General features: G+C 64.0%; 12 protein-coding genes. 10 read left to right on the plus strand and 2 right to left on the minus strand.

The window, feature by feature from the left end; translation table 11 throughout:
• The 9 genes from ADADOO_RS16250 to bioD form a co-directional block, all read left to right on the plus strand.
• Positions 1-491, plus strand: a 491-nt coding sequence (locus ADADOO_RS16250; protein ID WP_511278553.1) for a DUF2863 family protein, incomplete at its 5' end; no start/stop codon positions are given.
• A 115-nt stretch (positions 492-606) separates the two neighbouring features.
• Entirely contained in the window at positions 607-1,974 is a 1,368-nt protein-coding gene (gene bioA / locus ADADOO_RS16255; RefSeq protein WP_511278554.1) for an adenosylmethionine--8-amino-7-oxononanoate transaminase, read from the plus strand.
• Positions 1,971-2,396, plus strand: a complete 426-nt coding sequence (locus tag ADADOO_RS16260) for a hypothetical protein (RefSeq protein ID WP_511278555.1) — start codon at positions 1,971-1,973, stop codon at positions 2,394-2,396. Before bioA ends, ADADOO_RS16260 begins: the two co-directional genes overlap by 4 nt.
• Before the next feature lie 77 nt (positions 2,397-2,473).
• A complete protein-coding gene (locus tag ADADOO_RS16265) occupies positions 2,474-2,713 on the plus strand; it encodes a type II toxin-antitoxin system ParD family antitoxin (RefSeq protein WP_226495835.1) in 240 nt (79 codons plus the stop codon).
• Positions 2,710-3,039 (plus strand): type II toxin-antitoxin system RelE/ParE family toxin, encoded by a 330-nt coding sequence (locus ADADOO_RS16270; protein WP_511278556.1) that lies wholly within the window; start codon positions 2,710-2,712, stop codon positions 3,037-3,039. Before ADADOO_RS16265 ends, ADADOO_RS16270 begins: the two co-directional genes overlap by 4 nt.
• Complete coding sequence (bioF, locus tag ADADOO_RS16275) at positions 3,036-4,211, plus strand: 8-amino-7-oxononanoate synthase (protein WP_511278558.1); 1,176 nt, start codon at positions 3,036-3,038, stop codon at positions 4,209-4,211. Before ADADOO_RS16270 ends, bioF begins: the two co-directional genes overlap by 4 nt.
• Positions 4,208-4,933 (plus strand): alpha/beta fold hydrolase, encoded by a 726-nt coding sequence (locus tag ADADOO_RS16280; protein WP_511278559.1) that lies wholly within the window; start codon positions 4,208-4,210, stop codon positions 4,931-4,933. The genes bioF and ADADOO_RS16280 overlap by 4 nt, the downstream gene beginning before the upstream one ends.
• On the plus strand, positions 4,926-5,687 hold the full coding sequence (gene bioC / locus ADADOO_RS16285) for a malonyl-ACP O-methyltransferase BioC (RefSeq protein WP_511278560.1): 762 nt from the start codon (positions 4,926-4,928) through the stop codon (positions 5,685-5,687). Before ADADOO_RS16280 ends, bioC begins: the two co-directional genes overlap by 8 nt.
• Before the next feature lie 10 nt (positions 5,688-5,697).
• Positions 5,698-6,363 carry a dethiobiotin synthase gene (gene bioD, locus ADADOO_RS16290; RefSeq protein ID WP_511278561.1) on the plus strand — a complete coding sequence of 222 codons (666 nt, stop codon included), beginning with the start codon at positions 5,698-5,700 and terminating at the stop codon, positions 6,361-6,363.
• On the opposite strand, the gene ADADOO_RS16295 is transcribed toward bioD, so the two are convergent.
• Both ADADOO_RS16295 and ADADOO_RS16300 read right to left on the minus strand, forming a co-directional pair.
• A complete protein-coding gene (locus tag ADADOO_RS16295) occupies positions 6,349-6,687 on the minus strand; it encodes an Hpt domain-containing protein (RefSeq protein WP_511278562.1) in 339 nt (112 codons plus the stop codon). The two genes, bioD and ADADOO_RS16295, sit on opposite strands and share 15 nt — an antisense overlap.
• 36 nt (positions 6,688-6,723) lie before the next feature.
• Positions 6,724-7,776, minus strand: a complete 1,053-nt coding sequence (locus ADADOO_RS16300) for an HD domain-containing phosphohydrolase (RefSeq protein WP_511278563.1) — start codon at positions 7,774-7,776, stop codon at positions 6,724-6,726.
• Between the two features lie 52 nt (positions 7,777-7,828).
• Between ADADOO_RS16300 and ADADOO_RS16305 the strand changes: the two genes are divergently transcribed.
• A partial coding sequence (locus tag ADADOO_RS16305; protein ID WP_511278564.1) for a septation protein A occupies positions 7,829-8,436 on the plus strand: 608 nt, incomplete at its 3' end.

The following is an 8,436-nucleotide window of genomic DNA, read 5'->3' on the forward strand; positions in this document are numbered from 1 at the left end:
AGCAGGGCAGCCCGAATATCGAGCCGCTGCTTACCGGCTGCGCCTGGCAACCGCTCTTGCCCGATGCCTACCACGCCGCCTGCCGCAACGCCGACCGCCTGTCGCGGCCGTATTCGCTGAAAGCCTCGGTGGCTTTCCTGCAGAGCATGCTGGCCCTCATGCCGGCTGACATCCGCGCCGTCGTCGGCCCGTGCTACGACCGCCGCATGGAGGAATACCGCGTCGGACTCGGCCCGACGACCGGTGACGAGGTCTATCACGGCATCGTCTGGCCGCTGCTCGGCGCCGAAGACGAAGCGACCGACGCCGCCGGCGAAATCGAAGCCGTGCTGCGCGAAGCCGGCGTCAAGGACGTGGTCTTCCTCGACCACCATTTCCCGATGGAATTCTGCGACGACTGCGGCGCCCCGCTCTTCCCCAACCGCGAAGCCGAACTGGTGCACGCCGAAATGCCGGAACAGCCGGCGGCCAATTCGCAGGTGCTGCACTGAGCGCGATGAAATGCTTGATTGAAACGCAGAGACGCAGAGGCGCGGAGAGAACCCCGAAAATCTTTCTTTGCCCTTCTCTGCGTCTCTGCGTCTCTGCGTCGAGGTTCTGATCACCATGTTTCCGTCATCGAACGCCGACTGGCTGGCCCGTAGCCAGGCCGCCGTCTGGCACCCGTGCACACAGATGCAGCACCACGCGCAGACCGGTTCGCCGGCCCACCTGCCGCTGATCCCCATCGCCCGCGGCCAGGGCGCCTGGCTGGTCGACTTCGACGGCAAGCGTTACCTCGACGGCATCAGCTCGTGGTGGACCAACCTCTTCGGCCACGCCAACCCGCGCATCAACGCGGCTTTGCGCGACCAGCTCGACACCCTCGAACACGTCATGCTGGCCGGCTTCACCCATCAGCCGGTGATCGAACTTTCCGAGCGTTTATCGGCGTTGACCGCAGGCACCCTCGGCCACGCCTTCTACGCCTCGGACGGTGCCTCGGCCACCGAGATCGCGCTCAAGATGAGCTTCCACTACTGGCGCAACATCGGCCGGCCGGAAAAAGCCGAATTCCTTTGCCTGCAAGGGAGCTACCACGGCGAAACGGTCGGCGCGCTGGCCGTCACCGACGTCGCCATCTTCAAGGACGCCTACGCGCCGCTGGTCCGCGCCGCCACCGTCATCCCCTCGCCCGATTTCCGCCAGGCCGAAGCCGGGGAATCGCCAGCCGATGTCGCCCGCCGTGCCGCTGCCGCACTGGAAGCCCACCTGGAACGCCACGGCGAAACGATCGCCGCCCTGATCGTCGAACCGCTCGTCCAGGGCGCCGCCGGCATGGCGATGTACGACCCGGAATACCTGCGCCTTGCCCGCCAACTGTGCGACCGCTACGAAGTGCACCTGATCTGCGACGAAATCGCCGTCGGCTGCGGCCGCACCGGCAGCTTCTTCGCCCACGAGCAGGCCGCGAATGATGGCAACCCCATCCGCCCCGACCTGATGTGCCTGTCGAAAGGCATCTCCGGCGGCTACCTGCCGCTCTCCATCGTCCTGTCCACCGACACAATTTACGAAGCCTTCCTCGACGACTCGGTGGCCCGCGCCTTCCTCCACTCGCACAGCTACACCGGCAACCCGCTGGCCTGCCGCGCCGCGCTCGCCACGCTCGACATTTTCCAGTCCGACGACGTGCTCACGGTCAACCGGAAAAAAGCGGCAAAAATCGGCGCCGCCCTTGCCCCGCTGGCCGCTCACCCGCAGGTCAGCCACCTGCGCCAGCGCGGCATGATCGCCGCCTTCGATGTCGCCACCACCGACCCGCACTTCTCCCGCAAGTTCTACCGCGCCGCGCTGGAGCGCGAAGCGCTCATCCGGCCAATCGGCAACACGGTTTACCTGATGCCGCCGTATATCGTCAGCGACGAGGATATTGAGCATCTGAGCGCAGCGATCAAGGGCGCACTGGCAGACTCAATAGCTGGGCACATATGAACGTACTGAAACAACGATTAGTTGAGACGGCGCTTGCATGGGAGCAATCTTTTGGTAACGCCCCTGCAATTACCTCGGCCCTATCTGAATTTGATGCTGCCCAATTAGTTGGCTGCTCCCTGGAAAAATATTCGGCCGCTATGCAAGGAATGACCTCCGTACAAAAAGGTTACGACTTCAAATTCAACGGGGCTCGCTACCAAGTCAAAGGCAATCGCCCCAGTGGCAAGCCCGGAAGTTTGGTTACATGGGTGCCCAAAGCGACAAATTACGAATGGGATTATCTGGTCTGGGTTCTCTATAGTCCTCGGTATGAGATTCAAGAAGCTTGGCTTTGGGATGTCTCAGACTACAAATCATCCTTCGATTCGGTTAAGCGGCTTTCCCCGGCACATTACCGACAGGGAAAACAACTAGCCTGATAGCTCATCCGAGCATCAGACAACCACATAGGACCGCCATCCTTGCCAATTTTTGCCAAGCCCTCTACGATAAACCCATGAGCACGATGAACATTTCCCTGCCCGATGCGCTGAAGTCCTTCGTGGACGATCAGGTCAGTCAGCGCGGTTATGGCACCAGCAGCGAGTATGTGCGCGAACTGATTCGAAAGGATCAGGATCGCCTGCAGTTGCGCGGGCTGTTGCTGGCTGGCGCGGCTTCGGCCCCGGCGGCACCGGCCGACGCGGCCTATTTTGCGGCTTTGCGGGCGCGCGTCGCTCAGCAAGCCGGGCGGTGAAGACGAAGCCGGTCATCCCGCGCGAGCAAGCCAATCGGGACATTGACGAAACACTGGCCTATTTCCTGAGCGAGGGATCGGAGAATGCGGCCCTCGGTTTCATCGATACGCTGGAACAGGCTTACGCGCACATTTCCCGCCACCCGGCCACGGGATCGTCTCATTACGCCCACGAACTGAATCTTCCCGGCCTGCGTTTCTGGCCACTGACGCGCTATCCCTATCTGGTTTTCTACGTCGAACACGACACCCACGTTGACGTCTGGCGCGTGCTGCATGGAAAACGCGACATTCCCGCCTGGCTGCAGGAAAATAACGCCCCATGACACGCACCCCGCTTGAAGACCGCCTGACCACCGAACTCGCCGAACTTGAAACCGCCGGCCTGACCCGCCGCCGCCGCGTGCTGGAAAGCCCCTGCGGGCGGATTGCCACGGTCGACGGCAAAAACAGGCTCAATTTTGCCGCCAACGATTACCTCGGCCTGGCCGGCAACGCCGACATTGCCCGGGCGCTGGCCGATGGCGCGCGGCACTGGGGGGCGGGCAGCGGGGCATCGCACCTGGTCAGCGGGCATCAGGCGCCGCACGAGGCATTGGAAAAGGAAGTCGCCGCCTTCACCGGCTTTCCGCGCGCCCTGACCTTTTCCACCGGCTACCTGGCCAACCTTGCCGTGACGCCGACCCTGGCCGGGCGGGGCGATGCGGTGTTTGCCGACAAGCTCAACCACGCTTCGCTGATCGACGCCATGCAGTTGGCCAAGGCCAACGGCGCCGAGGTTCAGCGCTACCCGCACAACGACGTCGCGGCGCTGGAAAAGCGGCTCGCCGCGAGCCGCGCCGGGCGCAAGCTGATCGTCACCGATGCCGTGTTCAGCATGGATGGCGACCTCGCGCCGCTGCCGCTGATCTTCGCGCTAGCCGAGCGTTACGACGCCTGGCTGGTCATCGACGACGCGCACGGCTTCGGCGTCCTCGGTGCGCACGGCCGGGGCAGCCTCGCCCACTTCAACCTGCCCGCCTCGCCGCGCATTTTGCTCATGGGCACGCTGGGCAAGGCGGCTGGCGTCGGCGGCGCCTTTGTCGCCGGGTCGGCCACGGCCATCGAATACCTGCTGCAAAAAGGCCGCAGCTACATTTTCACCACCGCCCAGCCGCCGGCCATCGCCTGTGCCCTGTCGAAAAGCCTGCAACTGATCGAAAACGGCGACGCCTTGCGCGCCAACCTGATGGCCCGCATCGGCCAGTTGCGCGACGGCCTGGCCGCCCTGCCGCTCAAGCTGCTGCCATCGCTGACCGCCATCCAGCCGCTCATCGTCGGTGAAAACGAGGCCACCGTCGCCCTATCAAAAGCCTTGTGGGAACGCGGTCTGTGGGTGCCGGCCATTCGCCCGCCGACGGTGCCGAAAGGCACGGCCCGCCTGCGCATTTCGGTTTCCGCCGCCCATACCGAAGCCGACATCGACCAACTCGTCACGGCCCTGAAAGAACTGGCATGACCGCCCCCCTCGCCCGACCCTTCATTTTCCTGCCCGGCTGGTGCCTGGGCAGCACCCTGCTCAATGCTACGGTCAACCGGATAAATGGCCAGATTTTCGATTTTCCCGGCTACGGCAGCGCGCCGTTGATTACCGATTTCGATGCCGCCGCCGACGACATTGCAGCCCGCCTGCAACCCGGCACGACGCTGGCCGGCTGGTCGCTCGGCGCCCAACTGGCGCTGACCGTCGCCGCCCGCCATCCGGGCCAGGTCGGCAAACTCGTTCTCGTCGCCGGCACCGCCTCCTTCGTCCAGCGTGACGGCTGGCCGCACGCCATGCCGCCGGCCACCCTGGCCGAGTTCGCGGCCGGCGTCGCGGCCGATGTCGAAGCCATGCTGCCGCGCTTCGTCGGCGGCTTCAATCGCGGCGACGGGCGCGCCAAGGCCGTGACGCTCGAACTCCTCAAACTCGCCGACCCGCGCCCGTCCGGCGAAGTCCTGGCGACCGGGCTGAACTGGCTGCGCGACGTCGACCTGCGCGACCTGGCGCCGCAGGTCAAAGCGCCGACGCTCCTGATCCACGGCGCGGCCGATCCGCTCATGCCGCTGGCTGCCGCCGAAGCCCTCGCCGCCCTGATTCCCGGCGCCCAACTGGCCGTCTTCGCCGACTGCGCCCACGCCCCCTTCATTTCCCGGCCAGATGATTTCGTCGCCACCGTACAGCGATTCCTGCATGACTAAACCGTCCAAGGCGCGCATCCGTCTATCCTTCGAGCGCGCCGCCCCGACCTACGACAGCGCCGCCGACATCCAGCGCCGCATCTGCACCCAGCTCGCCGAAGGCCTGCCGGCCATCGCCCCGGCGCGCCTGCTCGATGCTGGCTGCGGCACCGGTTTTGCCCAGGCCGACCTGCTCGCCCGTTTTCCGGATGCCCACGCCGTCGCCCTCGACCTCTCGCCGGCCATGCTCGACCGCGTCAGCGCGCCGTGCTGCCGCCTCGCCGGCGATCTCGAACACCTGCCGCTGGCCGATGCCAGCCTTGACCTCTACTGGTCCAGCCTCGCCGTCCAGTGGTGTGACCTCGCCACGGCCCTGCGCGAAGCTCACCGCACGCTGCGCCCGGGCGGCCTGGTCGCCCTGGCCAGCCTCGGCCCGGCCACCTTCCACGAACTGCGCTACGCTTTTGCCGAGGTCGACCACTACCGGCACACGCTGAGTTTTCACAGTCCCGAGGAAATCCGCAAAATCGCCGTCAATCTCGGCTTTGCTACGGTCAACCCGAAAAAAAGCACAAAAATCGCCCACTACCCGGACTTCAAAACCCTGCTCCGCGCCGTCAAGGCCATTGGCGCCAACCAGCTCGGCGACGGCCGACGGACCAGCCTGATGAGCCGCACCACCTTCCGGCGCGCCGAGACGGCTTACGAACAACTGCGCACGCCGGCCGGCCTGCCGCTGACCTACGACGTGATCACCCTCTACGCCAGCAAATGAGCGCCCGAAAATGAGCCCCGCCTATTTCCTGACCGGCACCGACACCGAAATCGGCAAGACCTTCATCACCTGCGCCCTGCTCCACCGGGCCGGGCTGGACGGCCTGAAAGCCGCCGGCCTCAAGCCCATTGCCGCCGGCACCGATACCGCCGGGCTCAATGACGACGTCGAAGCCATCCGTGCCGCCAGCAACGTCGAACTACCCCGCCAGATCATCAACCCCTATTGCTTCCAGCCCGCCATCGCACCGCACATCGCGGCGGCCGAAGCCGGTGTGAGCATCGAATTCGGGCCGATCCGGGCGAGTTGTGACGCGGCTCGGCAGCAAGCCGACCGGGTCATCGTCGAAGGGGTTGGCGGTTTCTGCGTGCCGCTGGGCGACCAAAAAAATACCGCCGATCTGGCCGTTGCCCTGGGCCTGCCGGTCATCCTGGTTGTTGGCATGCGCCTCGGCTGCATCAACCACGCCCAACTCACCGCCGAAGCCATCGCCACCCGCGGCCTCAAGCTGGTCGGCTGGGTCGCCAACCGCATCGATCCGGCGATGTCGCGTTTCGCTGAAAATCTGGCCACGCTGCAAACGCTGCTACCGGCCCCGCTGCTCGGCGTCGTGCCGCACGGGCCGCAAGACGGCGCCATCGGCGCCGCCGCTTTCCTCAAACTACCCGGCGCTTAAAACCGCCGCAATTTCCCGCAGGCGCCCCTGCAGTCCGGCCACCGCCGCGGCCTGATCGGCGACCAGCCCATCGCGCGCCCGCAGTTCGACAACACGGGCATCAGCCGCACCCGCCTCATCGGAAAACGTCGCCAGCAAGCCTTTCACCGTATGCGCCTCACGGCGCAGCACGGCAGCATCACCAGAGGCCAGGGCAGTGGCCAGGGCCGCGCAATTGCGGTCGACATCCTGCACAAACAGGTCGACCATCATCGCGAAAATCTCTTCGTCGCCGCCCAGGCGATCGAGAATCGACGCTTTGTCGAGCACGAAAATCCCTGCCATATTCACCTCCATTCAGCCCGGCCGGCTGACGCGCGCTCAAACTTGCGGCGCTTCCTCGTCGCGGAAGCGCTGGCGGATGTCCAGCACATGCTCCCAACCGGCCAGAAAAGCCTCGACGCACATCGGATCGAAATGCTTGCCGCGCCCATCTTCCAGAAACTTGCAGGCATCCTCCAGCGGCCATGCCCGCTTGTACGGCCGCTCGGAAGTCAGCGCGTCGAAGACGTCGGCCACCGCCACAATGCGGCCAAAGAGCGGAATCTGATGCCCTTTGAGAGCATACGGATAACCTGTTCCATCGTATTTTTCGTGATGTGAAATCGCCACCTCGGCGCCGGCTTTCATGATTTCCGAACGACTGTCCTTAAGCAGTTCATGGCCGATTTTGGCGTGCCCTTTCATCACCTCGAACTCTTCCGGCGTCAGCTTGCCCGGCTTGAGCAGGATGTAATCGGGAATACCGATCTTGCCGACATCATGCATCGGTGCCGCCTCCAGGATCAATCTCTGCTGCTCGATACTCAGATCAAGACCCAGCGCGATGATCTGGGAATAATGCGCCATGCGCTGGATATGGGCGCCCGTTTCCGGATCGCGGAATTCGGCCGCCCGCGAGATGCGGAAAATCAGCTCCTTCTCGCGCTCGCGGATTTCAGCGGTGCGCTCTTCGACCAGCGCCGACAGATGCTCGGCGCGGTCGGCCAGGTACTTCTGCCCGGTGCGCAGCGACAGCATGTTGCGGGCCCGCGCCGAGAACTCGATCCGGTCGATCGGCTTGGTCAGGAAATCGTTGGCACCGCCGAGCAGGGCATCGTAACGAATGTCCTTCTGATCGTTGGCGGTAATCATCAGCACCGGAATCTCGTTGCGGCCATGCAGGGCGCGGAAGGCACTGATGAACTTCAGGCCGTCCATCTCCGGCATCATGTAATCGACGATGACCAGATCGGGTACATTGCTGCGACACCACTCAAGCGCCGCCACCGGATGGTCGAACAAGGTCGGGCTGCAGTCACCCAGTTTGAGCACCAAGGCCTTGATCAGCGTCAGATTGATGTCGCTGTCATCGATGATCAGGACGTTGTGCATGGACTCCCCTGCTAGCTGGATAGTTGTTTTGCGCAGTATATAATGCCCCGCCATGAAACTGCTCTTCGACCTCTTCCCCGTCATCCTCTTCTTCGCCAGCTTCAAGTACGCGGAAAAGAGCCCCGAACTCGCCGCCAGCTGGATGGGCTCGCTCCTTGGTTTCGTCCCCGACGACATCAAGCTGGCGCCGATCCTGCTCGCCACCGTCGTCGTCATCGCCGCCACCGTCGCCCAGATCATCTGGGTGCACTTCCGGCACGGCAAAGTCGACAAAATGCTCTGGGTCAGCCTCGTCCTCGTCGTCGTCTTCGGCGGCCTGACCCTGGCCTTCCAGAACGAAGCCTTCATCAAATGGAAACCGACCATCCTGTACTGGGTATTCGCCGGTAGCATGGCCTTCAGCGCCTACGTGCTCAAGAAAAACGCCATCAAGACCATGCTCGGCGAGCAACTGACCCTGCCCGAACCAGTCTGGGCGACGGTCAACCTGTCCTGGATCGCTTTTTTCCTGGTCATGGGCGCCCTCAACCTGGTCATCGCCTTCAATTTCTCGACCGACACCTGGGTCAATTTCAAACTGTTCGGCGGCATGGGCCTGATGCTCGTCTTCGTGCTCGGCCAGGGCATGCTGCTCTCAAAATACGTTGAGGAAGATAAATA

Source organism: Azonexus sp. (genome assembly GCF_036170495.1).
In the GTDB taxonomy this organism is placed as follows: domain Bacteria; phylum Pseudomonadota; class Gammaproteobacteria; order Burkholderiales; family Rhodocyclaceae; genus Azonexus.